The sequence below is a fragment of the Bacillus sp. AFS073361 genome (genome assembly GCF_002567005.1).
Lineage (GTDB): Bacteria > Bacillota > Bacilli > Bacillales > Cytobacillaceae > Neobacillus.
Genome location: NZ_NUZU01000001.1, coordinates 134946 through 158406, shown reverse-complemented (window position 1 = coordinate 158406; position 23461 = coordinate 134946). Strand labels below are relative to the sequence as shown.

Below are 23461 nucleotides of genomic sequence, written 5' to 3'. Positions count from 1 at the left end.
AGATGTTATCATTGAAATATTACCGTTTGTGGGTACTTGCCTTTCTATTGAAATTCATAGGATCTGCATGGGATGCTTCCTATCATTTTAGATATTTATTTGAGGAATACTCTATTCCCCATATTGTCAATACGATTGGATTTATCTTAGGGGCCTTTTTGTTATTACAAGAGTGGCGGAGTCCACACTTTATGGACCGATTTTCAAGGAATCTTATTACAATTGGATATGTTTTATTTCTAATTGGCATTCCCTTAGATTTTACGTACCATATTGCGTATGGAATTGATTTAACTACCTGGAGTCCGACTCATTTTATTTATTATATCGGAACGAGTATGATGATCATCGGCGTATGGCGCGGGTATTTTATCCATACGAGAGAAATTCAACCGTCATGGAAGTCCCTTCATACTTGGTTTGCGATGTATCTCCTTGAATGCTTAATGTTTCCGAATATGCAGCAGGAAAATGGTGCGATCTCCTATGATCAATACATTCATGGAAGGTCAATTGCTTCAAAAGAAATCCTTGAATTAATCTCAGACCCGGCCTCCCAGATTTTTGGCGGCATTCCAGAATGGGTATATCCGATCTATTCCATCCTAATGGTTGCTCTCCTAACGATTTTAATTATTCGCTTTTGCCGGGATTATACGATCCCAGTTATGGCGACAGCACTATATATCTTATTTCGATTTGTCGGAAAAGCCATTTTTTACTCCGTTGGTTACCCTACCTCCTATGTTCCAATCACGCTATTATTCATTCCATTAAGCTTCTTATTAATTAGAAAATACTCTCGATTAGCCGGGGTTGTGGGCAGCATCGCTTACTTTATCGCCCTGTATCTGATTCATATCTCAGGAATACTCATCACACCGCCGCTGGAATTATGGGAACTTGTTCCGGTCGCTGTCATTGGAGTACTGGTACCATCAATAAATTTATGGGTTAAACCATACCCTTTACAAAAAACAGAGAAAAAAGTTGTTTAACCAAAATAGCATACAATGTGTGCTATTTTTTTTTGTTTACAGCGAGATTTTGACAGTTATGTGAATTTATTCACAAGTTAAAGTTAGAATGTGACGTACTTCACAATTTTTATCAACACTAGCCTTTACAATGTAACTATAAAGAAAATCTTATAATATTTAAAAATATAGATTTAACATATAAGGAGCGATCCAAAAATGAAAAAACTAGTGATGATCGGGAACGGGATGGCAGGAGTTAGAACAATTGAGGAGATTCTAAAAGTATCTGCTGAACCCTTAGAGATCACAATTTTTGGCCAAGAGCCGTATCCAAACTATAATCGGATCAAACTATCAAATATCCTTCAAGGGGATATAAACTTTGAAGATATCATTATTAATCCAATAGATTGGTATAAAGAAAATAATATTCAATTATACACTGGCGAATCCATTGTTAGCATTGATGTGGACACAAAACGAGTAATTAGTCATCTTGGCCGGAAAGTCGAGTATGATGATTTGATCATTGCTACTGGCTCGAATTCTTTTATTCTGCCAATTGCAGGCGCAGACAAACAAGGTGTGACAGGGTTTCGTGATATCCATGATTGTGAAATGATGATCAAAGCAGCGCAGCAATATAAAAAGGCTGTCGTCATCGGCGGAGGACTACTCGGACTAGAAGCTGCAAGAGGCTTGCTGAACTTAGGAATGACCGTTGATGTAGTTCATCTAATGCCGCATCTAATGGAGCGCCAGTTGGACCCAGTTGCATCCTCACTACTTAAGGCGGAACTTGAAGGACAAGGCATGAATTTCTTAATGGAAAAGGAAACGGTGGAAATTCTCGGTGACGAGCGTGTTACTGGCCTCCGCTTTAAGGATGGCTCACAAGTGGAAGCAGACTTGGTTGTCATGGCGATTGGAATTAAGTCGAATACGGAAGTGGCAAAAAACAGCGGAATCTATGTAAATCGCGGCATTGTCGTCAATGACTTTATGGAAACGAGTGTCCCACATGTGTATGCAGTCGGAGAATGTGCGGAGCATCGGGAAATTGTTTATGGTTTGGTTGCGCCTTTATATGAACAAGGAAAAATCCTTGCCAGCCGCATTTGTGGTGCCGAAACGAACCCATATGAAGGCTCTGTTACAGGTACTCAGTTAAAGGTAGCGGGCGTTGATCTTTTCTCTGCTGGAGAAATCTTTGAGGATGGTACAACCAAATCGATCATGATCTACAATGAGTACGAAGGTCTCTATAAACGAGTGCTTACTAGAAACAACTTGATTGTAGGGATCGTCCTATATGGTGACACAAAAGATAGTACTAGACTATACCGGATGCTGACTAAAAAGGAAGATATCAGCGGCGTGTCAATTTTCCATACAGTATGCAGTGCAGAAGGCGGCAGTGACGATGTGGCTTCCATGCCGAATGATGAATTAGTCTGCGGCTGTAATGGAGTCACAAAAGGTGCCATTGTTGAAGCGATTAAAACACAGGGCTTAACCACTTTAGACCAAGTGAGTCATTGTACGAATGCCGGACGCTCTTGCGGCCGTTGTAAACCAATGGTCAGCAGTATTCTGGCTCACACACTTGGAGACCAATTTGATGAGGCAGCTGCACAGAAGACTAGCCTTTGCGGTTGTACAACCCTAAGTCGTGATGAAGTAGTGGCTGAAATCAAAGAAAAAGGCTTAACAAGTGTGAAAGAAGTCATGAACGTACTGGAATGGAACAATGAGGAAGGCTGTACCAAATGCCGTCCTGCCATTAACTACTACTTAGGTATGATTCATATGGATGAATACAAAGATGATCGTGACTCTCGTCTCGTCAATGAAAAAATGCATGCTAACATCCAAAAAGATGGAACTTATTCTGTTGTCCCAAGGATGTATGGCGGGGTAACAACGGCAGCTGATTTGAAGAAAATTGCTGAGATTGCCGAAAAGTATGAAGTACCACTCGTGAAATTGACAGGCGGGCAGCGAATTGGCTTGTTCGGGGTGAAAAAAGAAGACCTGCCAGCCATGTGGGAAGAGTTGGACATGCCATCAGGTTATGCCTATGGAAAAACACTTCGTACGGTGAAAACTTGTGTCGGCGCGCAATTCTGCCGCTATGGCACACAAGATTCCATGGCCCTTGGAATTGAATTAGAAAAGAAATTTGAACGCCTCGATACCCCGCATAAAGTCAAAATGGGCGTATCTGCCTGTCCGCGAAACTGTTCCGAAGCAGGCATTAAAGACATTGGCTTTGTCGGCATTGATGGCGGCTGGGAGATTTATGTGGCTGGTAACGGCGGGGTTGACCTCCGTGCTGGTGACCTGTTATGTACGGTGAAAACACAGGACGAAGTGATGGAAATGACAGGTGCTTATATTCAATATTACCGTGAAACGGCCAATTACTTGGAGCGTACGTCAAAATGGGTAGAACGTGTTGGTTTAGAACATGTCAGAGAAGTGCTCGCTAACGAAGAAACGCGAAGGGCTTTAAACGAGCGCATGGATAAAACATTGAAAAAATATATTGAGCCTTGGAATGAAGCGATTCAAAGTGAGGAAATCCAAGATAAATATTATGCACAACATACAATCAAGGTGGGGGAGTGATTCATTATGCTTCAAACAATAACTCGGATTCCAGTAGCAAACTATTCAAATATTAAGGTTCGGTCAGGCTATTCGCTTAAGATCGATAATATTGATATCGCGCTTTTTAAAGTAACGAGCGGAGAAGTTTATGCGATCGAAAATCGGAGCCCACATCCGAAAGGCGGTGTTCTTTCAGAAGGTCTTGTTAGCGGTGAATATGTATATTGCCCTGTTTATGATTGGAAAATTTCTTTAAAAGATGGTAAAGTACAGGCACCGGATGAAGGTCAAGTGCGGACATTTAAGGTAGAATTAGAGGACGATATCGTGTTTATTGTCAGATAAGAAGGAAATGGGAAGGATTGCTGCAGAATGAAGACAGGAAAAGTATTTTTAGTAGGAGCAGGGCCAGGGGACGTACGTTTAATCACTTTAAAAGGCATGGAGGCCATTAAACAAGCAGAGGTCATATTATATGATCGGCTTGCCAATCCAAAATTGTTGGAATATGCTCCAGCCGATTGCGAACTGATTTACTGCGGAAAATTACCGAATCGCCATATTATCCGCCAAGGAAATATCAATGAACTATTGGTGGAGAAGGCGCTGGAAGGTCATCGGGTGGTCCGCTTAAAAGGCGGAGACCCTGGTGTGTTTGGCAGAGTGGGCGAAGAAGCAGCAGCCCTGGCCCAACATGAGATTCCTTTTGAAATCATTCCTGGTATTACATCGGGGATTGCTGCCCCTCTTTATGCAGGCATTCCTGTTACCCACCGTGAATATGCGGAATCATTTGCAGTCGTCACTGCCCATGATAAATCGAAAGAGGGAAAACCAGTGCTCGACTGGGAAGGACTGGCCCGTGGTGTCGATACGATCGCATTTTATATGGGCGTCGGCAACTTACCATTTATTTGCGAAAATCTCATCACGTACGGGAAACCATCGTCGACCCCTGTTATTTTGATTCAATGGGGTACATTTGGCCGGCAAAAAACATTGCAAGGGACGCTGGCTGATATTTCTGAAAAGGTCGTAGAGGCTAAGTTTAGTAATCCGTCGATTATTCTGGTAGGTAAAGTCATATCCCTCCGTGAAAAAATCAGTTGGTTTGAAAAATTGCCCCTGTATGGCAGGCAAATTCTGCTGGCCCGTACAAGTGAGGGCTCTAGTGAATTAGCAAAAGCATTAATGGATGGTGGAGCTGATGTCATAGAGTTTCCAAAATGGAAAAAAACCGTGCTGCCAGTTGATTTAACCAAGGTGGCTTCTTACGAAAAAATTCTCTTCACTTCTCCAGAAAGTGTCGATGAATTTTTTACTGCGGTAGTCAATCATGGAGTCGATATCCGAACCATTCGTGCGGACTTCTATGGAGCTTCTCTTAAATCGAAAAATGCACTTAAGAAGCATGGTTTTATAGCCGCCCATGCAGAGGAGATGCAAGAATCCAGCTCATTGCTTATTGTCGGAGATGATAGCATTTTGAAAAAAAAGACGGATGCGAGAGACGTCATGGTGACCAGCAAAAAAGAGCTAGATGAGCAGTTTTTGCCTCTTTTTAAAAGAATGTTAGATGAAGCAGAGTTGAATACGATGATATTCCCGAGCAGTGCCTCGGTTGAATTGTTTATAAACGCGTTACGAGAGTGTGATTTGAATGCCTTTGAACTATTGAAAGGGCTGCAGGTGGTCAGTATGGGAAGACAAACGGAAAAGGCCGTTGTCAGTTCAGGCCTTCCTTCACACGGCATGCCGGCATTCGCAACGAAGGAAGCTTTGGTTGAATATTTAGCCGAACGACCTGTTGGGGAAGTGTAAATGGTGAAAACAGGCTATCCAGTGATCTTAAGATTAGAAGGGAAAAGCGTAGTGGTGGCAGGAGGCGGGAAAGTAGCCGAACGGAAAGTGGTTGGCCTGCTAGGAACAGGTGCTGAAGTGGTTGTTATCAGCCCGGATGCAACAGATGAAATCCAAAGGCTTAGTCATGAGGGAAGAATCACATGGAAACAAAAGACCTTCTCGGCCAGTGACATTGCCAATGCCTTCCTAATTTTTGCGGCAACAAATAGTCGGGAGATCAATCAGTCGATTCAGGAGTCAGCAGGTACCCATCAATTGGTAACTATTGCTGATGATCCAGCTGGCTCCAATTTTCATGTCCCCGCACACGTTCAACGAGGGTCTTTGAGCATTGCTATCTCAACAGGCGGGGCGAGTCCAACCCTGGCGAGCCAAATTCGAGACCAGCTCGAGCAGCAGTTTGATGCTTCCTATGAGGGCTATCTTGACTTTCTCGCCTCGAAACGAAAATGGATTTTGAAGGAAGTAGCTAATCCATCTTTGAAGAGAGAGCTCTTAAAATCTATAGTGAGCCCGGAGTTCTTAACTAGTGTTCATCGGGAAGAGGATTTTATCCGATTATATGAAGCATGTTGTAAAGAAACGCATAATAGCAATTAAAAGAATGTCTGCGGACGTTCTTTTTTTTTTTAGGCTTTTATCCTTTTGGTACAAGCCTTAGGTAGTTTTTACCTATTTTTATAAAAATTATCAGAAAAGTAGTTCCATTTTTGAAAGTTGTGTTATATAATACAAAACGTAGATTGTTTCTGTATTATAACAAAGAGGTGATGTAGTTCATGTCGACGCAAACAACAGGTATTGAAGTGGTAGGGGCAATGAAAGCCCAGTACGAAGAGATTTTAACAGCTGAGGCATTAAATTTTATTGAAGAGTTGGAGCGAAAGTTTGGCGGACGAAGAGTTGAACTGTTACAGTACAGGCAAAAACGCCAAGCGGAAATAAATAATGGAACATTACCTGATTTCCTCCCGGAGACAAAGCATATACGAAACGGGGACTGGACGATTGCTCCTTTGCCTGATGATCTCCAAGATCGCCGGGTAGAAATTACCGGACCGACTGAACGGAAAATGGTAATCAACGCTTTGAACTCGGGCGCAAAAGTATTTATGGCCGATTGCGAGGACGCCACTTCACCAACCTGGGAAAACATCGTCGAAGGACAAATCAACTTAAGAGATGCGGTAAATCGGACGATATCTTTTGAAAATGCCAATGGCAAGAAGTATGAACTAAAGGGCGAGACAGCCGTGCTGTTTGTGAGACCACGCGGCCTTCATTTAGAAGAAAAGCATATTTTGCTAGATAGCAAGCCTATTTCAGGAAGTTTCTTTGATTTTGGCATGTACTTTTTCCATAATGTGAACCAACTGCTTGCGAGGGGAACAGGTCCGTATTTTTACCTGCCAAAGCTGGAAAGTCACTTGGAAGCAAAGCTTTGGAATGATGTATTTGTTTTTGCACAAGAGAAACTGGGGATTCCGAATGGAACCATTAAAGCGACAGTATTACTAGAAACCATCATGGGTGCCTTTGAGATGAATGAGATTTTATTTGAGCTAAAAGACCACTCCGCAGGCTTGAATTGCGGAAGATGGGATTATATTTTCAGTTACCTGAAAAAACTGCGTCAACACAAGGATATTATTTTACCCGATCGCTCACAGGTAACGATGACCGTCCCGTTTATGCGTTCGTATTCGTTACTAACGATTCAAACCTGTCACCGCCGCAATGCACCAGCAATTGGCGGGATGGCTGCCCAAATTCCAATTCGCAATAACCCGGCTGCTAATGAAGAAGCCTTTGCTAAGGTTCGTGCTGATAAAGAGCGCGAAGCCCGTGACGGTCATGATGGTACATGGGTTGCGCATCCAGGCCTGGTCCCAGTTGCTCTGGAGGTATTTAACCGCGAAATGCCGATGGCCAACCAAATCCATACGAGTAAACAACAGAAGATTACCGTGACCGCTCAAGATTTGCTTGAGTCACCAGGAGGGACGATTACAGAAGAGGGAGTTCGTTTGAACATCAATGTCGGGATTCAATATGTAGCTTCGTGGCTTAGAGGCAATGGTGCAGCCCCGATTCACAACTTGATGGAGGATGCCGCAACCGCTGAGATTTCAAGGGCCCAGCTGTGGCAGTGGATTCGCCACCCCAAAGGGATTCTGAACGACGGACGGAAAGTCACAGTGGAAATGTATGAGAAATATAAACTGGAGGAATTAGAAAAAATTAAACAGGAAATGGGTGAACCGGCATTTGAGGGCGGCCGATTCGACGAAGCTGTTGAATTGTTTGATCGGTTGATTCTGAATGAGGAGTTTGCTGAATTTTTAACTTTGTCTGGGTATAAGCTTATCTAGTTTTAAAAATATACTTAATAGATTAATAGGGGGAATATGAAAATGACAAATTCAAGAGCTGCGCAATTACAAGAAAGCTGGGAAATGGATAGCCGGTGGAAAGGGATTACGAGGCCTTACACTGCTGAGGATGTTATCAAACTCAGAGGGTCGATTGATATTGAGCACACATTGGCTCGAAAAGGGTCCGAAAAGCTTTGGAAGCTATTAAATGAGGAAGACTATGTAAATGCGCTAGGTGCGTTAACCGGTAATCAAGCGGTTCAGCAAGTAAAAGCTGGGCTAAAAGCCATCTACTTAAGCGGCTGGCAGGTAGCAGCTGATGCCAATCTGTCTGGACACATGTACCCTGACCAAAGCTTATACCCAGCCAACAGTGTACCAAATGTGGTCAAAAAGATTAACCAGGCCTTGCAGCGTGCAGATCAAATCCACCATGCAGAAGGCGATCACTCAGTCGATTGGTTCGCCCCGATTGTCGCTGATGCAGAAGCAGGTTTTGGCGGCCAATTAAACTGTTTCGAGTTAATGAAAGGCATGATTGAAGCAGGTGCATCAGGCGTCCATTTTGAAGACCAGCTTTCTTCTGAGAAAAAATGTGGTCACTTAGGCGGGAAGGTATTGCTGCCAACACAAACAGCGGTTCGCAACCTGATTGCTGCTCGTCTCGCTGCTGATGTTATGGGGGTTCCAACCGTACTCGTTGCCCGGACTGACGCTAACGCAGCCGACTTAATCACCAGTGATATTGATATGAATGATGCCCCGTTTATTACGGGTGAACGTACAGGCGAAGGTTTCTTCCGCGTGAAAGCGGGGATTGACCAAGCGATCTCCCGTGGGCTGGCTTATGCGCCATATGCAGATCTTGTTTGGTGCGAAACGTCAGAGCCGAATCTTGAGGAAGCAAGACAATTTGCAGAAGCCATTCATGAACAGTTCCCAGGTAAGCTGCTGGCATATAACTGTTCACCATCCTTCAACTGGAAAAAGAAACTCGATCAAGAAACAATTGCAAAATTCCAAGTCGAGCTTGGTAAAATGGGCTACAAGTTCCAGTTCGTTACTCTTGCCGGCTTCCATGCTCTAAACCACGGCATGTTTGAGTTGGCCCGCGGTTATAAAGAGCGCGGCATGGCAGCATACTCCGAATTGCAGCAAGCTGAATTTGACAGCGAAAAATACGGCTACACGGCCACACGTCACCAACGTGAGGTAGGTACAGGATACTTTGACCAAGTTTCCATGGTTATTACAGGCGGGACTTCATCAACAACCGCATTAAAAGGCTCAACGGAAGCCGAACAGTTTACGGGCAAAAACTAAGAGTCGATCCTTCTCTCCTTTTTGGGGGGGAAGGATTTTTTGCTGGGTTCACTTTAGCGGTGATGGATGAGCTTACTGTCGGATAAGGAGTGGTTACTAGCGGATGGGGTGGGTTTACTGTCGGATAAGCCAAGTTTACTAGCGGATGGGGTGGGTTTACTGTCGGATAAGCCAAGTTTACTAGCGGATGGGCTGAATTTACTGGCGGATAAGCCAAATTTACTCTCGAATAGACTAATTTGCCTGCCTCGAACCCCCCTTTTTTGGTATGGAACGTTTTTTGGGGTATCATCATAGTTAATAATAGTATTTATATGGAGTTGATTTATTTGAAAAAGCAAACCGTTGACGAGGTTTTACAGCAGGGAATCTATGGACCGCTACAAACAAAACCAGATGAGCGGCGGAAATTCTTAGGTACACTCCGAGAGCGGATTGTCTTAGCTCTGACAAAAAGCCAAGTAGCAGAAGCAAACGTATATCCCCAAGTTGAGAAGCAGATGAAGGAAAAACCGCAGTCCCGCCTTTTCTTAAATGGAAATATGAGCTATGAAACCCTTTCGAAATACGTAAAGCTAGCCACAAAATATAAAGTTGAACATACTCTGGTGACCAATAAAGACCACGACTCGGAAATCGGCTTAGTATTAGCCATGGACCACGCGATTGATAAGGAAGATATATATATTACTAACAAGGAACCAAAAATAATCAAGGATGAAGGTAAAAAGAGCAAGGGATTCTTTTCAAAATTATTTAACCGCTGAAACGATGGTCCTCATGTGGTAGTCATGGGGACCAAAAGCCACGTCCTAGAGAACAAACTATTTTTATCACTTCACTTTTTTCACTCAACTGCCACATCCACCGCAGCCTGCAGCTCAATCTCCACATTCCCCTGAATCGCGCGGCTGATCATGCAGGATGTCTCCGCCTTTTTGGCGAGCCTCACAGCCATCTCGACATCTTTCTTCGCTGCACCTGATTTCAGGACAAGATACGGACGATGAATAATCTTTTTGTAGGTAAAAACCCCCTTGGTAACATCGACGATGCCCTCCGACTCCATTGTTAGGCTTTCCTTCATTAAACTGCTCCGTTCCAGCATCGCAGCAAGGGTGATAATATAGCAGGTCGCGGCAGCCCCCAGCAGCATCTCATCTGGATTTGTGCCAATACCAGGTCCATCCATTTCTGGCGGTATGGAAATCTTTGTGACCAAATTCCCTGCCTCAATCTCTCCAACATCGTTCCGTAAACCTGGCCAGTTCGCCTTTAAGTGAAATATATGCTCTGCCATTCTAAATTCCTCCAATTCCAGTTTTGACCCCACGACGCATAAAAAATATGGTAAGGTTATTTTTGATATGTAATAAATGGAGCAGTGATGAATGAAAATTATTTATAAAATGACCCTTTTCCTAATTCTTTGTTTATATTTAGCGATTCTTTCGAAATTAATTTTGTTTAAATACATACCGTTATCTGAGATTATAAATCATTTCAACTTTACTTATGATGAATATCATTGGCGGTCGAATAATTTCGTCCCTTTTAAAACGATTAATTTTTACCTTTTCTTAGCGGACATCAATTTAATTATTCGGATTGAAAACCTGGCAGGGAATATCATTGGTTTTATGCCGTTTGGATTTATCCTACCATTGCTGGCGAAGAGGTTTCAAAAACTTAGCGCCGTCATGCTTGCCACCTTCGGCTTAAGTCTGGCATTTGAATTCCTGCAGCTGATATTTGAATTCGGCAGCTTTGATGTAGACGATTTAATATTAAATACACTAGGTGGAATCCTAGGGCTTTTTCCAATTAAACTTGTTCTTCTGTTCAGCCGCTTTAAAAAGAAGAATATGACCGAAAATATCAATTAAAAAACCACTGATGAATCCTTAAAACGATTCACCCGTGGTTTTTTCTTCACCCGTAACAGGAATGCTGTCTGCTAACAGTTGAATATTTTTGGTTACCTTTGTGCTATAGGTGAAATCACCATAACAGTACGGGTAGCGGAAATTATTTTTATTGCCGCCACATGTATAAATGGTCGGCTTTTCTTTTACCTGCTGGAGAGAAAATTCCTTCGCTAACGTCTCACTATGCTTTCCTCCATGCTGGGCTACAAAGTCAATGTAGCCAATTCCCATGTTATAGGACTGGATAATGGCCTGGAAATCTACTTTTTTCTTATTCCCATAACTGAGGACGCGCTGAAAATGTTTCACACCAACCTGAATACTTTTTTGCGGATCTGTTATTGTATTTCTTGCCAACCCTGCCGATTCGGACGCCTGCATAGGGTCCCCGCCTTTGCCGCGGCTTTCCTGCTGCATTAGAGCGACAACAACTGTTGTATGATTTTCGAGATGATATTTCGCTAATTCATCATGTATGAGGGGTTGATATTTTTTTACATCAGCAAATGGATCGTTATTCACTATATCAAGGGAGCCTTGTTGTTGAAAATAATTTTGGAACCAAGCTAACGCGCAAAAAAGGATGAACAGCACAAAAAAGGTTTTGAATTTCTTTCGTTTACGTTTTTTCATTCAGAAGCCCTCCCATCCATGACCATTATAAGGGAAGTTGCCAAGAAAGTCTGTGATAAACTTTTTAGAAAAAATTTGCATTATTAAGAGAAAAATAGACTGAAATTTCAAGAATTATGAACAAAAATTCATTCCCTTGCCCATACTGATGAAGGAATCATTGCGGTGAAGCGGAAAAGTTTGGTATCATCATTAGTATTGATATGACAAGATTGAAGGGATAGGGGGTTATACTATGTCACGAATTTCAAAGGATCAGGTAAAGCATGTAGCCAATCTGGCACGATTGGCCATAACCGAAGAAGAAACAGACATGTTTACGAAGCAACTGGATGCGATTATTACCTTTGCTGAGCAGTTAAATGAATTGGACACGGAAAATGTGGAGCCTACATACCATGTGCTGGATATGAAAAATGTCTTGCGTGAAGATAAATCCAAACCTGGATTATCACGTGAAGAGGTACTAAAAAATGCACCTCTGCATCAGGACGGACAAATTAAAGTACCATCGATTATGGGGAAGGAGGATTAAAAGGTGAGTTTATTTGATTATAAAGTTTCAGATCTACATGAACTTTTTACAAAGAAGGAACTAAAAGTTTCCGATCTTGTCGATGAATCCTATAAGAGAATTGGACAAGTTGAAGATAAGGTTCAGGCGTTTTTAACATTAGATGAAGAGCGGGCACGTCTATCAGCGAAAGCATTAGATGAGAAAATCAATAGTGAGGCTGCCAAAGGTTTGCTATTTGGGATGCCGATTGGCTTAAAAGATAACTTAGTTACAAAGGGACTTCGGACAACTTGTGCGAGTAAAATCCTTGAAAACTTTGATCCGATTTATGATGCGACCGTTGTTCAGAAACTGCAACAAGCAGAAACAGTAACGATTGGGAAGTTAAATATGGATGAGTTTGCCATGGGGTCTTCCAACGAAAATTCCCATTACCAAACGACACGTAATCCATGGAATCTTGAGACAGTTCCAGGCGGCTCTTCAGGCGGTTCAGCGGCAGCTGTAGCAGCAGGAGAGGTCCTATTTTCGCTTGGTTCTGATACGGGCGGTTCGATCCGTCAGCCAGCTTCTTTTTGTGGTGTCGTAGGATTGAAACCAACCTATGGACGTGTTTCCCGGTTTGGTCTCGTTGCCTTTGCTTCATCCCTTGATCAAATTGGACCAATTACTAGAACTGTGGAGGACAATGCCTACCTGCTTCAAGCCATTTCCGGCCTTGATCCGATGGATTCGACCTCTGCAAATGTGGATGTACCAAACTTTGCGAGTGGTTTAACTGGTGATGTGAAGGGCCTCAAAATTGCTGTACCAAAAGAGTATCTTGGTGAAGGTGTCAGCGAATCAGTAAAACAGTCCGTCTTAAATGCCTTAAAAGTACTCGAGGGTCTTGGTGCAACATGGGAAGAGGTTTCCTTGCCGCACTCGAAGTATGCACTGGCTGCTTACTATTTGCTGTCTTCCTCAGAAGCATCAGCCAACCTTGCTCGTTTCGACGGAGTCCGTTACGGCTACCGCTCAAGGGATGCTGAAACATTAATCGATTTATATAAAAAATCCCGTGCAGAAGGTTTTGGTGATGAAGTAAAACGCCGGATTATGCTTGGTACATTTGCATTAAGCTCAGGGTACTATGATGCTTATTACAAAAAAGCACAGCAGGTACGGACATTGATCAAGCAAGACTTTGAAAATATCTTTGCAAAATATGATGTGATCGTCGGACCTACGACACCAACACCTGCTTTTAAAATTGGTGAAAATATTGAAGACCCATTAACGATGTACATTAATGATATTTTAACCATTCCTCTTAATCTTGCAGGCTTACCGGGAATATCAGTTCCATGCGGCTTTGATGGCGGGTTACCGTTAGGATTACAAATCATCGGCAAGTATTTTGATGAAACAACGATTTATCGTACAGCACACGCATTTGAACAGGCAACAGACTTTCATAAAGAAAAGCCGGAATTATAGGGGGTGAAGAAAATGGAATTTGAAACAGTGATTGGACTTGAGGTCCATGTAGAGTTAAAAACAGAATCTAAGATTTTCTCGTCGAGCCCAAATCATTTTGGGGCTGAACCGAATACAAATACAAGCGTGATCGACCTTGGCTACCCTGGTGTATTACCAGTCCTTAATAAAAAAGCGGTAGAGTTCGGGATCAAAGCAGCGATGGCGATTAATTGCGAGGTTGCTACTCATACGAAGTTTGACCGGAAGAACTACTTTTATCCGGATAATCCTAAGGCCTATCAGATTTCCCAATTTGATAAGCCAATTGGGGAACATGGCTATATTGATATCGAGGTAAATGGCTATACCAAACGAATTGGCATTACGCGCATCCACTTGGAAGAAGATGCCGGGAAGCTGAACCATGGCAAAGGGTATTCACTATGTGATTACAACCGTCAGGGCACTCCGCTTGTAGAGATTGTTTCCGAACCGGATATCCGCACACCTGATGAAGCTTATGCGTATCTTGAAAAATTAAAATCGATTATTCAATATACAGGTGTTTCCGATTGTAAAATGGAAGAGGGCTCACTCCGTTGTGATGCGAATATTTCGATTCGTCCCGTGGGACAAAAAGAATTCGGAACAAAAACAGAACTGAAAAACCTTAACTCCTTTAATTTTGTCCGCAAAGGTCTTGAATTTGAAGAGAAGCGTCAACGAGAAGTAGTTTCTGCAGGTGGGACGATTGAGCAGGAAACACGCCGTTTTGATGAAGCAACGGGGGCTACTCTGTTGATGAGGGTTAAAGAAGGTTCGGATGATTATCGTTACTTCCCTGAGCCGGATTTAATGGATTTGTACATTGATGAGGACTGGAAAGCCCGCATTCGTGCGGAAATTCCAGAGCTGCCGGATCAACGTCAAAAGCGTTATATAGACGAACTTGGACTACCAGTTTACGATGCAAAGGTATTAACGGTTACGAAAGAAATGGCGGATTTCTTCGAAGCGACCGTTAATGGCGGAGCGGATGCAAAGCTTGCATCGAACTGGATCATGGGAGATGTTTCTGCCTACTTGAACGCAGAGCAAAAGGAACTTCACCAAGTAGCCTTAACTCCAGAAGGTCTAGCTAGCATGATTAAGTTGATCGAGAACGGCACGATTTCTTCGAAAATTGCTAAAACTGTTTTTAAGGAATTAATTGAAAACGGCGGCGATGCGGAGCAAATTGTGAAGGACAAGGGACTTGTTCAAATTTCTGATGAAGGCACCCTTCTTAAAGTCATTTCAGAGGTATTGGATGCGAATCCGCAATCAATTGAAGACTTTAAGAATGGAAAAAATAAAGCTGTTGGTTTCTTAGTAGGGCAGTTAATGAAAGCTACGAAGGGTCAGGCCAACCCACAAATTGTTAATAAGTTGTTGCAGCAAGAACTACAAAAACGTTAATACGAAAGCTGGCAGAATACAGTCTGCCAGCTTTTTATTTTGGTGAGCAGAATTCGACATTCTTTTCTCGATTTCCCGGGAAAAAGCCTATATCTTAAAAGGGTTTATCCTGTATCTAATCAAACGTTTGGTTAGTAAGGAATTATCAGGAATGGTGTCGAAACAAAAGAATTTCCCTAAGGAAATCTTAGTATCGACAAGTTTTTTATTTTTGGTGTGAAAAATGATAACTGGTTCGACAAAGGTTTTTCACAATAATGGGCTGAAACTCTTTAGTTATATGTCTTCGCGGCTAACTAATCAAACGTTTGGTTAGTTTAGAATGTTACTAATCAAACGTTTGATTAACTTTGCTATTAACCCCGGTATAATGGGGTTTTTTCAAAATAAACGCTGAAAAGTTTGTAGAATGATAGAAATTAAAAAGATATCATCGCACCGCGCTCATCAAAAGTGGCTGTAGGGTTCCAAGCAACTTCCCAGAGGTTATTTTCGGGGTCAGCGAAATAGGCAATCCGTCCGCCCCAGAAGACATCACTTGGCTCCCGCAGTATTTTTGCCCCTGCTGAGCGAATGGTTTCTATCGTTGTATCAACTTGTTCCTGTTGATCTACGTTTATGGAATAGGTCACCCCATGAAAGCTCTCAGGAGAGCGTGTGAATTCAATGCCGGCATCCTTTGCTAACTCGGCAATCGGGTATAACGAAAGCAAGACGCCCGCCGTTTTAAAGACAGCAAATTGGTCCGAGCTTATTTCCGTTTCCTCCCATCCTAACGTTTGATAAAATTTCCTAAGTACAGGCAAATCATATGCGCCAATTGTAAGCAAACTAACTCTTTGTGGAACCATGAGCAAATCCCTCCATAAAAAATGATTATCTATCTAATTTTCTCCCAATGACTCATATTATCCTTCAAACCGGGGAATAGTTGATAGTTTAAAGCAACGAATAAATGGTAAGATTTTAGGAAGGTGAATATCTAAAAAAGTGAGGTACACGGATGACCATGTATATTGCACTGCTGCGAGGTATTAATTAAATACGCTCGGATCAATGGGATCCGAGCGTATTATTATTTTTCGCTTTTTAACAAGCGAACACTTTCCGTAAATTCCTTTTCAATCTCATCATTTTTTCGATACGTCAGTAAACTCACAATGTAAGCGACAATAAGGTTGAAAACAAAGCCAGGGACAATTTCATAAAGCGTGTCACCAAGGCCGACATTCTTCCAAATGATAACGGTAAGCGCTCCGACGATCATCCCGAAAAGGGCACCCCAATTCGTGATCTTTTTCCAGAATAAACTTAGCAAGATCACTGGTCCGAAGGAAGCACCAAAGCCTGCCCATGCATATGCGACAAGATCTAAAATAGTGCTATTTTGCTTGAATGCTAGTGCCGCAGCAATGACTGAAACGAGAAGGACGGCCATTCTTCCTAAGAAGACCAGTTGCTTGTCTTTTGCATTTTTGTTCATGACCATTTTGTATAAATCTTCTACCAGTGCACTGGAAGTGACGATTAATTGGGAAGAAATCGTACTCATAATCGCTGCAAGAATGGCAGCTAAAGCAAATCCTGCGAATAGAGGGTGGAATAAAATTTGGCTTAATTCAATGAAAACTGCTTCTGGATTCTTTAAGACATGCTCAGGATTATTATGGAAAAAGGCAATACCAATAAATCCTGTAAAGATCGTACCAATAAGCGAGATAATCATCCAGCCCATTCCAATCCGGCGGGCGCTTTTTGTTTCTTTAATTGTTTTGATTGCCATAAAGCGGACAATGATGTGAGGCTGTCCAAAATAGCCAAGCCCCCAGGCCATTGCTGAAATAATGCCTAAAAAGGTTGTCCCTTTTAATAAATCAAGTTTTGTTGGGTCTATCGCGCGAATCGTTTCCATCGTTTCAGCAGGGCCTCCTGTGTGGAAGATACCAATTGCTGGAACAAGAGCAAGGGCGATCAACATCATTAAACCTTGAATAAAGTCTGTATAGCTTACCGCCAAGAATCCACCAAATAAGGTGTAGGCAACCGTAACACCGCCAACAATAAGAAGTCCGGTATGGTAGCTTGTGCCAAATGAACTTTCAAAAAAGACAGATCCAGAAACCATTCCTGATGAAACATAGAAAGTAAAGAAAATAAGAATAACAATACCTGAAACAATACGGAGTAGTTTTGTGTTGTCTTTAAAACGGTTCTCTAGGTAGCTTGGAATCGTGATTGAATCATTGGCCACTTGTGTGTAAGAACGCAAGCGAGGTGCCACCAATAGCCAGTTAAGATAAGCTCCAATTGTTAAGCCAACGGCAATCCACGCATCTGCTAAACCGGTTACATAAATTCCGCCGGGTAATCCCATTAGAAGCCATCCGCTCATATCAGCTGCCCCTGCACTTAAAGCAGTTACAGCGGGTCCTAAAGACCGCCCTCCAAGCATGTAGTCTGTAAGATTGCTAGTCTTTCGATAAGAGTACCAACCGATAAAAAGCATAGCGGCAATATAGATTCCAATCGAAAGTAGTTGTAGTGATTCATTAGACATAGGTTTCCTCCTTGATTGTCTTATCGTAGAAAATATTTATAATAATATTTCCTATATATAAAATATTCTATCAACTATAAATTTCTATTACTAGTGTAAAAATATAGTTTTTTTGAAATAGGAAAAAATGCTTGTAGTATAACAATGGTGTTTTCCATAAGCAGTTCTATTGTAACAAGTTCTTAAAACGACTATCATAGGAGAAAATGAGAGAGGTGCAGAAAAAATGGATTTAAACCAATGGTTTCAAAAAGGATTGACTGTTGATGGGTACATAAATGCTATGACTACCAATAAAGAGGAAATGCTTACGATCTATGAGGGCTTCACCTTAACGGAAGAGGATAAGAATCGGCTCGAGGCATTAAGGCCGCAAAACTTACGTGCGATTGTTCTATCAGAAGATTGGTGCGGCGATGCGATGCTGAATAACCCCATTTTGCTGAAAATAGCTGAAGCGGCTGGGATAGAAGTTCGTTTTGTGCTCCGCGACTCGAATTTGGAGTTAATGGACCAATACTTAACCAATGGCACGTCGAGAGCCATTCCTATTTTTATTTTTATTAATGAAGAAGGAAATGAGGTTGGTGTCTGGGGGCCAAGAGCACCTGAGTTGCAGGCTTTCGTAATGGAAAAGCGTGCTGCCTTGCCAGAAAAGGACGCAGAGGATTTTCAAGCGAAACAAACAGAATTGTTTAAGAGCCTTAGAGCAACCTATCAAAGAGATGCCTCCATTTGGCAAACCGTTGCCAATAGTATCCTAGCGACACTTTTAAAATAAAAAAGAGGATCCCCTGGTCATTGTATCTTGACTCGAGGGGATCTTTTTAATTACATTTTAAAGCCGCCGCCTTTTGGCGGGATACGGTCATTGATCAAATTTTTATCATTTATTTTGGGCTCGATGCCCAAAATAAAATTGCGGATGTTGGAGCGATGCAAATAAATCAAGAATAGCGAGAAAAATATAAAGATAAGTTCCATTTCGAGCTTAGAAGATACTAAAGAATAGATGAGAAGACTAATGCCAACCGTAATGGAGCCAAAGAATACATACTTAGTTAAAAAGATAACTAAAAAGAAAGCAACATACGCGATGATCAGGAGATAGACATTGGCGATTAACAAAGCCCCGGCGGTGGTTGCGATTGCCTTTCCGCCTTTGAAGCCCGCAAAAATTGGAAAGCAATGACCAACAACAGCTGTTAGACCAAAATAAAGGGGATTTGCGTCTAAGTCAAAGTACATAGGCAAGGATGCTGCCAAAGCCCCTTTTGCAATATCAATAATCAGGACGAAAATGGCAGATTTCTTACCAAGAACCCTTAGGGTATTGGTAGCCCCTGGATTTTTGCTGCCATGTTCGCGGATATCCACACCAAAGATCAACTTGCCCACAATCAAAGCTGTGGGAACGCTTCCGATTAAATAGGAAGCCAAAAGCAACAACCACAACATATGCATCATTCCCTTGGCTATTATTTAAGTAAAATTGCATTATTAATAGATTTTATCATATATCAGTGGTAGTATTTTGTTGAATTCTCAGTTTCTGTAAAGAAAAGGGAGCATTTGAGAGATGGTATAGATTTATTTCGGCCAAGTTGCTAATACTTATGCAAGTTCTTGAGCAGATATTCCGGTGGCCTTAATGGGCCGTCTAGTTCTTCTATTGAGATGAAATACCTTTAATACCCATGAAAAGGATGATCGATTTGAGTCAGAAGCTAAAAATTCAAAAACCGAAAATGCCCTCCAATTTAACTCCATTTGATTATAACGATAGAGAAGATTCATATATTAACATGGCGATCATTAGCGACTGTTCGATCTCCCAAGAGGAGGTTGAAAAAGTGAGATTCGAAGAGGTGGTATTTAAAAATGTGACCTTCCTCGATGGATCGTTTCGCTTTGTTCAATTAACCGATGTGATTTTTGAACGATGCGATCTATCCAATGTGGATTTTACGGATGGAATCATCCATCGGGTCGAGTTTCGTGACTGCAAACTATTAGGATTAAATCTTGCAGATGCTACCCTTAGAAATGTCTTGTTTGAAAACTGCAATCTGAATATGGGTTCGTTTGGTTATGCCGACTTGAAGGAAATGAAGTTTGAGAATTGCTCCCTTCGCAGTGCAGATTTTTACGAAGCTAAATTTAATAAACTTGACTTTAAAGATTGCGATCTAGATGATGTGAACTTTACTGGAACGACATTGTCTGGTGTGGACCTGAGTACTTGTACGTTTAACCGTTTAAATCTATCACTGGATAGTGTGGCCGGTTGCAAGGTTTCTGCCGATCAGGCGATAGGATTTGCGAGGCTGTTAGGATTGGAAATTAAAGAGTAATCTCCTTTTATATATGATAACACCGTGCGGGCGCTGCCCGCACGGTTTTTAGGTTCAATCTCATGGTATGATGAAGAGAATTGAAAAAAATTTTTTTAAAAATAGTGTAGGGGTAGGTTTCGATCCTCTCGTCTATTATGTAGAAACAAAAAAAAGAAAGGGGGAGAGAACGATTAATGATACAGCCTTAATAGAAAATGTGCTGGACGGCAGTGACCAGGCTTTTCGACTTTTGGTTGAGAAATACAGCAACGATGTGTTCCGGACCATCTTTGCTGTGCTTCGTGACCAAAAGGAAGCAGAAGATGCTGCACAGGAAGTATTTATGAAAATCTATACTTCTCTCCCCCAATACCAAAATCAAGGATTTAAAACGTGGATAACGCGAATTGCGGTTAATCATGCGATAGATGTAAAAAGAAAACAGGTGAGAAGACGAGAGGAAGTGGCAGAAGACCTCGAGCAGCAGTCAGCAGGGTCGCCGAAAGACAGTGTGGAGAAAGAGATTTTCGAACTAGACCGGAGAAGGCTCGTTAGGAAAAAGCTTGATGAACTGCCCGAAAATTACCGTGATGTGATATACGGATTTTACATCGCTGAAAAGAGCTATCAGCAAATGGCTGACGAACAAAATGTACAGGTGAAAACAATTGAAACGAAGCTGTACCGGGCCCGCCATTGGATGAGAAAGAATTGGAAGGAGGATGATTTTTCATGAAGCATTACAGTTTTGAAGAGTGGTTGCAATACGTTAATGACGAAGTCAATGAGAAGACCAAAGAGGACTTAGAAAACCATTTATACACGTGTGATCAATGCCTTACCCAATATTTACTAGCTGTAGAAGCCGGTGAACCATCCCTTCCAACTCTCTCAGACAGCAGTGGCTTTACCGAATTGGTCATGGCAGAGGTTTCGAAGCAGAAAACTATGGTGCCTGACACCGTTAGAAACCTAAACACTATCTCAATAGTTCCTTCGGTGCCTGACACCAAAATTGACACCAAAATGAAGGAAAAACCTTTTTATCAGCAAGCGGTGTTTCATTATTTATTGGCCGCGGCTGCGACATTATTATTAACTTTTTCAGGGGTCTTTCAGTCGCTAGCGGCGTATGCGAATTCGATTGATAAGCTGCAAATTCAGGAAAAGAAGCCTTCGGTGACGGAGGGCGTTATTAATAAAACTTTTGCATGGATGGATTCACTAGAAAAAAAGGAGGCAAATAAGAAATGAAAAATCCGACAAAGGCATTGACCTTGTCCCTATTTCCGGGTCTAGGCCATATTTATTTCGGTAATATGTTTCGCGGCGTACTTTATCTATTGACTGTGATTGGCTTGGCGTTCGTCACTGTTATTGGGTTATTAACAAATAACGAGGAAGTTGCTATCGTGACCTTTATGTTAGGAATATTCCTTTATCTTGTCAGTTTTATTGATATGGGGGTGCAGGTTTCCAAGCATAAGAAGGCTCTGAAGTCAGTTAATCTAGAAGGGCAGCCGAACCAGGCTACCCAAGATTCAGAACGGTTTTATACGATTGTTCTATCATTTATACCGGGCTTAGGCCACTTCCAAATTGGATTAATGACCAGGGGATTAACGCTTTTGGCGACATTCCTAGGATTAGGAGTCATGGTCATATTTGTGACAGCCTTATCCAACCGAGCTGAATTTATGGTCTTTCTGGCCGCTCTCCCAATTATCTGGGTGTATGGATTTTTTGATGCCGTCCAGCAGGTAAACAAAAAACAACGCGGAGAGGAACTTGTTGACCGTACAATATTTGAAGACTTTGAGATGCGCCGTGAAGATGGTAAAAAGAGCAAATCGATTGCCACCTTTCTTGCCATTTTTCCAGGAGCAGGACATTTGTATCTTGGCTTACAGCGCCGCGGAATCCAATTAATGGCCGCGTTTCTGTTTTCTATTTATATTTTAGATACGTTACGACTTGGGATCTTCTTATTTTTAATTCCGATTATCTGGTTTTATAGTTTTTTTGATGCGATGCAAAAGGTATCAAGGTACGGCGAAGAAACGATTGAAGATGTCCCAATTATTGCGTATTTCATTAATCATCAAAAATGGGTTGGGATTGGCCTAGTCTTAATGGGGCTTTACTATCTAGTGATGAACGTCTTGCTGCCTGCCTTTTCATCCTTCCTTAACAGGCTGGTAAAAATCGATGTAATGTATTGGGTACAAGGATATCTTCAAACAGGGCTTGTTTGTATCTTGTTGATTGGCGGGGGAATTAAGCTTTTATCTGGGAGCAAACAAAAACGGGAGGCAAAAAAGCATGAGTAAGTGGGGAAAAGCCATTGCTGGCGCAGCAATCATCGGATTGGGGATTGGGTTCCTTTTTAGAAAAAGAAAGGGTGGGATTGAAGCATGAGAACTTGGCGTGTTGGGACATTTTCAATGGGGGCCTCGCTTGTATTTCTTGGCCTCTTTCTCTTCTTTTCAAAGTTTTTGGGATTAGAACTTGTCCAAGTGATGACGGCTTGGTGGCCGCTATTATTGGTCGTGCTCGGGATAGAGATTCTCCTTTACCTATTTTTGTCGCGACAGGAAAAGCCGGTGCTAAAGTATGATTTCCTTAGTATCTTCTTTGTAGGTGTCATCGGAATGGCGGGAATTGCATTTGCTATCGTCAGTACGACAGGCATCTTGGATAAAGCGGAAGAAGTGATGGCAAGGGAAGAGCGCTCGTTTGAATTGCCTGCTTTTTCCTATCAAATGAATGATAGTATCAAACGAGTGGTGGTTAGGACGGTTGACCATCAGATGACGGTCGAGTCCACTAATGAAAAACAGGTTTCGATGTTCGGCACCTATCGGGTGCAAACCTCCAAAAAAGGAGAACTTTTAAAAAATGCAGAGGATATGGTTTCCGCTAATCAAAAGGGGGATACACTTTATTTAAGCATGAAGTCACTTCCTAACGAAATTGGTCCATTCCATGCAAATGGAGAGGTTGCGGCGACGCTGTTGATTCCAAATGATGTGAAGCTTGAAGTGATCGGCAGTGATAATTCACTTATCTTAAAACCACGCTCTCTTGTGAACGATTGGAGTATCGAGAGAGCTTCATCCCTTGCGATTGATGTACCCGCAAAAAGTAATTTAAAGATTGCTGCAGTGGGTGTGGGTGAGGTAAGAGGGAAAGATGGAGACTGGAAAGTGTCAGAGGTGAAGACGGCTGATGGAATAGATAACGGCCGGAAAGATGCTGTTTATCAGTCTGGCGAAGGAAAGTACCACATCAGTATTACGGATGCCTATGATATTAGTCTGCAAACGAATCAGTAAAAAAATCTTGAGTCTATTTTTGCAAATTTATAAAAAAACGTTATGATATAAGATGGATGTTTGAAGGTAATTTAGTATATAC

The 23461-nt window shown here is 42.0% G+C and carries 24 protein-coding genes; 19 read left to right on the top strand and 5 right to left on the bottom strand.

All coding sequences use genetic code 11. From position 1 onward, the window contains the following. Positions 1–11: 11 nt before the first annotated feature. The 9 genes from COJ96_RS00665 to COJ96_RS00630 all read left to right on the top strand — a co-directional run bounded on the left by COJ96_RS00665 (position 12) and on the right by COJ96_RS00630 (position 9921). On the top strand, positions 12–998 hold the full coding sequence (locus COJ96_RS00665) for a hypothetical protein (protein WP_142332947.1): 987 nt from the start codon (positions 12–14) through the stop codon (positions 996–998). Positions 999–1196: 198 nt separating this feature from the next. Next, positions 1197–3611, top strand: coding sequence for a nitrite reductase large subunit NirB (gene nirB / locus COJ96_RS00660; protein WP_098571070.1), 2415 nt, complete (start codon positions 1197–1199; stop codon positions 3609–3611). Positions 3612–3617: 6 nt separating this feature from the next. Continuing rightward, positions 3618–3938, top strand: a complete 321-nt coding sequence (nirD, locus tag COJ96_RS00655; protein WP_098571069.1) for a nitrite reductase small subunit NirD — start codon at positions 3618–3620, stop codon at positions 3936–3938. A gap of 27 nt (positions 3939–3965) precedes the next feature. Further along, positions 3966–5414, top strand: a complete 1449-nt coding sequence (gene cobA / locus COJ96_RS00650; RefSeq protein WP_098571068.1) for a uroporphyrinogen-III C-methyltransferase — start codon at positions 3966–3968, stop codon at positions 5412–5414. After that, positions 5415–6056: a precorrin-2 dehydrogenase/sirohydrochlorin ferrochelatase family protein gene (locus tag COJ96_RS00645; protein ID WP_257148363.1), complete on the top strand. Its 642-nt coding sequence runs from the start codon at positions 5415–5417 to the stop codon at positions 6054–6056. A 179-nt stretch (positions 6057–6235) separates the two neighbouring features. Next, positions 6236–7828 (top strand): malate synthase A, encoded by a 1593-nt coding sequence (gene aceB, locus COJ96_RS00640; protein WP_098571067.1) that lies wholly within the window; start codon positions 6236–6238, stop codon positions 7826–7828. A 42-nt stretch (positions 7829–7870) separates the two neighbouring features. After that, on the top strand, positions 7871–9154 hold the full coding sequence (aceA, locus tag COJ96_RS00635) for an isocitrate lyase (protein ID WP_098571066.1): 1284 nt from the start codon (positions 7871–7873) through the stop codon (positions 9152–9154). A 66-nt stretch (positions 9155–9220) separates the two neighbouring features. Continuing rightward, complete coding sequence (locus COJ96_RS28165; RefSeq protein WP_142332946.1) at positions 9221–9451, top strand: hypothetical protein; 231 nt, start codon at positions 9221–9223, stop codon at positions 9449–9451. 32 nt (positions 9452–9483) lie between these two features. Continuing rightward, entirely contained in the window at positions 9484–9921 is a 438-nt protein-coding gene (locus COJ96_RS00630; protein WP_180229935.1) for a YueI family protein, read from the top strand. 80 nt (positions 9922–10001) lie between these two features. On the opposite strand, the gene COJ96_RS00625 is transcribed toward COJ96_RS00630, so the two are convergent. Next, positions 10002–10454, bottom strand: coding sequence for an OsmC family protein (locus COJ96_RS00625; protein ID WP_098571064.1), 453 nt, complete (start codon positions 10452–10454; stop codon positions 10002–10004). Between the two features lie 91 nt (positions 10455–10545). Between COJ96_RS00625 and COJ96_RS00620 the strand changes: the two genes are divergently transcribed. Next, positions 10546–11040: a VanZ family protein gene (locus COJ96_RS00620; protein WP_098571063.1), complete on the top strand. Its 495-nt coding sequence runs from the start codon at positions 10546–10548 to the stop codon at positions 11038–11040. Between the two features lie 18 nt (positions 11041–11058). Here the strand turns inward: COJ96_RS00620 and COJ96_RS00615 are convergent, their stop codons facing one another. Continuing rightward, on the bottom strand, positions 11059–11715 hold the full coding sequence (locus COJ96_RS00615; RefSeq protein ID WP_098571062.1) for a lysozyme family protein: 657 nt from the start codon (positions 11713–11715) through the stop codon (positions 11059–11061). Between the two features lie 235 nt (positions 11716–11950). On the opposite strand from COJ96_RS00615, the gene gatC reads away from it, so the two are divergent. From gatC to gatB, 3 genes are read left to right on the top strand one after another with little or no spacing between them, the layout of a single operon-like run. Next, on the top strand, positions 11951–12250 hold the full coding sequence (gatC, locus tag COJ96_RS00610; RefSeq protein ID WP_026564693.1) for an Asp-tRNA(Asn)/Glu-tRNA(Gln) amidotransferase subunit GatC: 300 nt from the start codon (positions 11951–11953) through the stop codon (positions 12248–12250). Between the two features lie 3 nt (positions 12251–12253). Then, positions 12254–13711 carry an Asp-tRNA(Asn)/Glu-tRNA(Gln) amidotransferase subunit GatA gene (gatA, locus tag COJ96_RS00605; protein WP_098571061.1) on the top strand — a complete coding sequence of 486 codons (1458 nt, stop codon included), beginning with the start codon at positions 12254–12256 and terminating at the stop codon, positions 13709–13711. 12 nt (positions 13712–13723) lie between these two features. Next, on the top strand, positions 13724–15151 hold the full coding sequence (gatB, locus tag COJ96_RS00600; RefSeq protein ID WP_098571060.1) for an Asp-tRNA(Asn)/Glu-tRNA(Gln) amidotransferase subunit GatB: 1428 nt from the start codon (positions 13724–13726) through the stop codon (positions 15149–15151). Positions 15152–15570: 419 nt separating this feature from the next. On the opposite strand, the gene COJ96_RS00595 is transcribed toward gatB, so the two are convergent. Both COJ96_RS00595 and putP read right to left on the bottom strand, forming a co-directional pair. Further along, on the bottom strand, positions 15571–16002 hold the full coding sequence (locus COJ96_RS00595; RefSeq protein ID WP_098571059.1) for a VOC family protein: 432 nt from the start codon (positions 16000–16002) through the stop codon (positions 15571–15573). A gap of 224 nt (positions 16003–16226) precedes the next feature. Continuing rightward, complete coding sequence (putP, locus tag COJ96_RS00590; RefSeq protein WP_098571058.1) at positions 16227–17708, bottom strand: sodium/proline symporter PutP; 1482 nt, start codon at positions 17706–17708, stop codon at positions 16227–16229. 226 nt (positions 17709–17934) lie between these two features. On the opposite strand from putP, the gene COJ96_RS00585 reads away from it, so the two are divergent. After that, on the top strand, positions 17935–18489 hold the full coding sequence (locus tag COJ96_RS00585) for a thioredoxin family protein (protein ID WP_098571057.1): 555 nt from the start codon (positions 17935–17937) through the stop codon (positions 18487–18489). A gap of 50 nt (positions 18490–18539) precedes the next feature. On the opposite strand, the gene plsY is transcribed toward COJ96_RS00585, so the two are convergent. Then, positions 18540–19166, bottom strand: coding sequence for a glycerol-3-phosphate 1-O-acyltransferase PlsY (gene plsY, locus COJ96_RS00580; RefSeq protein ID WP_098571056.1), 627 nt, complete (start codon positions 19164–19166; stop codon positions 18540–18542). A gap of 257 nt (positions 19167–19423) precedes the next feature. Here plsY and COJ96_RS00575 point away from each other — a divergent pair, with 257 nt between their 5' ends. From COJ96_RS00575 to COJ96_RS00555, 5 genes are all read left to right on the top strand, one after another. After that, positions 19424–20062 carry a pentapeptide repeat-containing protein gene (locus COJ96_RS00575; RefSeq protein WP_257148361.1) on the top strand — a complete coding sequence of 213 codons (639 nt, stop codon included), beginning with the start codon at positions 19424–19426 and terminating at the stop codon, positions 20060–20062. Positions 20063–20129: 67 nt separating this feature from the next. Continuing rightward, positions 20130–20780 (top strand): RNA polymerase sigma factor, encoded by a 651-nt coding sequence (locus COJ96_RS00570; protein ID WP_257148360.1) that lies wholly within the window; start codon positions 20130–20132, stop codon positions 20778–20780. Continuing rightward, complete coding sequence (locus COJ96_RS00565) at positions 20777–21298, top strand: anti-sigma factor (RefSeq protein WP_098571055.1); 522 nt, start codon at positions 20777–20779, stop codon at positions 21296–21298. The genes COJ96_RS00570 and COJ96_RS00565 overlap by 4 nt, the downstream gene beginning before the upstream one ends. Continuing rightward, positions 21295–22374 carry a DUF6677 family protein gene (locus COJ96_RS00560; protein ID WP_098571054.1) on the top strand — a complete coding sequence of 360 codons (1080 nt, stop codon included), beginning with the start codon at positions 21295–21297 and terminating at the stop codon, positions 22372–22374. The genes COJ96_RS00565 and COJ96_RS00560 overlap by 4 nt, the downstream gene beginning before the upstream one ends. 84 nt (positions 22375–22458) lie before the next feature. Further along, positions 22459–23379 (top strand): hypothetical protein, encoded by a 921-nt coding sequence (locus COJ96_RS00555; protein WP_098571053.1) that lies wholly within the window; start codon positions 22459–22461, stop codon positions 23377–23379. Positions 23380–23461: the final 82 nt, after the last annotated feature.

Excerpts from the sequence above, each read along its gene's own strand:
- COJ96_RS28165 (WP_142332946.1), top strand. The coding sequence starts at position 9,221 with ATGAGCTTACTGTCGGATAAGGAGTGGTTACTAGCGGATGGGGTGGGT.
- COJ96_RS00565 (WP_098571055.1), top strand. The coding sequence starts at position 20,777 with ATGAAGCATTACAGTTTTGAAGAGTGGTTGCAATACGTTAATGACGAA.
- gatC (WP_026564693.1), top strand. The coding sequence starts at position 11,951 with ATGTCACGAATTTCAAAGGATCAGGTAAAGCATGTAGCCAATCTGGCA.
- nirD (WP_098571069.1), top strand. The coding sequence starts at position 3,618 with ATGCTTCAAACAATAACTCGGATTCCAGTAGCAAACTATTCAAATATT.
- gatB (WP_098571060.1), top strand. The coding sequence starts at position 13,724 with ATGGAATTTGAAACAGTGATTGGACTTGAGGTCCATGTAGAGTTAAAA.
- COJ96_RS00625 (WP_098571064.1), bottom strand. The coding sequence starts at position 10,454 with ATGGCAGAGCATATATTTCACTTAAAGGCGAACTGGCCAGGTTTACGG.
- cobA (WP_098571068.1), top strand. The coding sequence starts at position 3,966 with ATGAAGACAGGAAAAGTATTTTTAGTAGGAGCAGGGCCAGGGGACGTA.
- aceA (WP_098571066.1), top strand. The coding sequence starts at position 7,871 with ATGACAAATTCAAGAGCTGCGCAATTACAAGAAAGCTGGGAAATGGAT.
- plsY (WP_098571056.1), bottom strand. The coding sequence starts at position 19,166 with ATGTTGTGGTTGTTGCTTTTGGCTTCCTATTTAATCGGAAGCGTTCCC.
- COJ96_RS00555 (WP_098571053.1), top strand. The coding sequence starts at position 22,459 with ATGAGAACTTGGCGTGTTGGGACATTTTCAATGGGGGCCTCGCTTGTA.
- aceB (WP_098571067.1), top strand. The coding sequence starts at position 6,236 with ATGTCGACGCAAACAACAGGTATTGAAGTGGTAGGGGCAATGAAAGCC.
- nirB (WP_098571070.1), top strand. The coding sequence starts at position 1,197 with ATGAAAAAACTAGTGATGATCGGGAACGGGATGGCAGGAGTTAGAACA.
- COJ96_RS00645 (WP_257148363.1), top strand. The coding sequence starts at position 5,415 with ATGGTGAAAACAGGCTATCCAGTGATCTTAAGATTAGAAGGGAAAAGC.
- COJ96_RS00595 (WP_098571059.1), bottom strand. The coding sequence starts at position 16,002 with ATGGTTCCACAAAGAGTTAGTTTGCTTACAATTGGCGCATATGATTTG.
- putP (WP_098571058.1), bottom strand. The coding sequence starts at position 17,708 with ATGTCTAATGAATCACTACAACTACTTTCGATTGGAATCTATATTGCC.
- COJ96_RS00585 (WP_098571057.1), top strand. The coding sequence starts at position 17,935 with ATGGATTTAAACCAATGGTTTCAAAAAGGATTGACTGTTGATGGGTAC.
- COJ96_RS00560 (WP_098571054.1), top strand. The coding sequence starts at position 21,295 with ATGAAAAATCCGACAAAGGCATTGACCTTGTCCCTATTTCCGGGTCTA.
- COJ96_RS00570 (WP_257148360.1), top strand. The coding sequence starts at position 20,130 with ATGATGAAGAGAATTGAAAAAAATTTTTTTAAAAATAGTGTAGGGGTA.
- COJ96_RS00620 (WP_098571063.1), top strand. The coding sequence starts at position 10,546 with ATGAAAATTATTTATAAAATGACCCTTTTCCTAATTCTTTGTTTATAT.
- COJ96_RS00615 (WP_098571062.1), bottom strand. The coding sequence starts at position 11,715 with ATGAAAAAACGTAAACGAAAGAAATTCAAAACCTTTTTTGTGCTGTTC.